We start from the raw sequence: 1,396 nt of genomic DNA, 5'->3' as shown, positions 1-1,396 counted from the left end.
CGCGCAGGGCTGACACCAACGACACCATCTCCGTGAGCGCGTTCCAGGTCCCGTTGTGCTGCCAGTCCCCCAGCTGCTGCATGGCGGTGGTCAAGGCGTCCGCATGCGTCATCGCGGTGTCCACGATGGCGCTGGCCGGACCGGGCTCCACGGCCGCCGCCACCGCGCCCAAGGAGACCATGAGCGTGCTGATCCGCTCCGCCAACCCCGGGGTTGCACTATCCTTGAGCGCCCCCAACAGCGAGGTCAACTCCCGGAGGGTTGCCTCGTCAACCTCCACCATTCCCATTGCCCACCCTCCTTTCGCTTGGCATCGGCTACAAAATGCCCGCGGCTGACAGCCAGTACATCTTGTTGAACGCCAGCTTGTACAGATGAATCAGGGCCGTCGGGGCCTGCGGCTTGGGGGGATGCTGGTAGTCGAACTGGATATAGGTGGCTTCGTCGTGGCCGGCCTCAATGAAACAGAACACCTTGCCGTCGTAGCGGATGGACCCGCGGCCGCCGCGAATGCGATTCACCAGATTGGACGACACGACATCCGCTTCGAAATGCGCCGTCGATCCCGCCTTGCTGATGGGCAGGTTGGTCGCATCGCCCAATACATAGATGTTGTCCGCCCCCACCATTTGCAAGCTGTAGCGGTCGGTCGGAATCCAGTGGCCCGCGTCGCCCAGCCCCGAACGCTGAATCACGTCCTGTCCCCGGTGCGGGGGGATCGCCACCAGCAGATCGTAGGAGACCGTGTCGCCCTCGAGACTCGTGATGGTCTTCTGGTCCGGATCGACCGACTCCGCATTGAAGAAAATCTGCGACTCAATGTGGCGCTCGCGAAACACCGCCGACGCCCAATTGGCGACGGGTTCCAGCGAGTGCAGGCGGCCGATGGGATACGTGTACAGAACCTCGGAGGACTCCATCCCCCGCGTGTTGAGCCAGTCGCGCACCATCAGCGTGAATTCCACCGGGGCCACCGGACACTTATGCGGGACCCCCACCGTGACCACAATGCGGCCGCCCTGAAAGTCCGCCAGCGCATCGCGGAGCTTCAACGCGCCCTCTTCCGTATAGAAGAGGTGCCCGCCTTCCACCAATCCCGGAATGGTCTCCGGGGCCGGACGGCTGCCCGTCGCAATGACCAAGTAGTCATAGGGGATCGACGTCCCGTCGGCCATCACCACGGCGTGGGCGTCGCGGTCCACACGCTCCGCGTCGCCCACCACCAGCTTCACTAGGGGGTTCACCACCTGCCGCTCCGGACGCTGGGCTTCCGCCGGCACCGCTTGGTCAAAGGCCATATACAGAAAAGGGGGCTGATACACATGGACCTCACTGGCGTTGATGACGGTAATCTCAACCTCGCCCCGCACAATCTCCGACTTCAGTTCGCGGGCCA

General features: G+C 63.8%; 1 protein-coding gene and 1 pseudogene. Both read right to left on the bottom strand.

Translation table 11 applies throughout. The features are described 5' to 3' along the window. A pseudogene (locus HIJ39_RS22935) lies at positions 1-289 on the bottom strand (hypothetical protein); the annotation flags it as partial. Between the two features lie 28 nt (positions 290-317). Beyond that, a partial coding sequence (locus HIJ39_RS22930; protein WP_169103341.1) for an NAD(P)/FAD-dependent oxidoreductase occupies positions 318-1,396 on the bottom strand: 1,079 nt, incomplete at its 5' end.

The organism is Sulfobacillus harzensis, from assembly GCF_012933365.1.
Lineage (GTDB): Bacteria > Bacillota > Sulfobacillia > Sulfobacillales > Sulfobacillaceae > Sulfobacillus_B > Sulfobacillus_B harzensis.
This window is presented reverse-complemented; position numbering and strand designations above follow the sequence as displayed.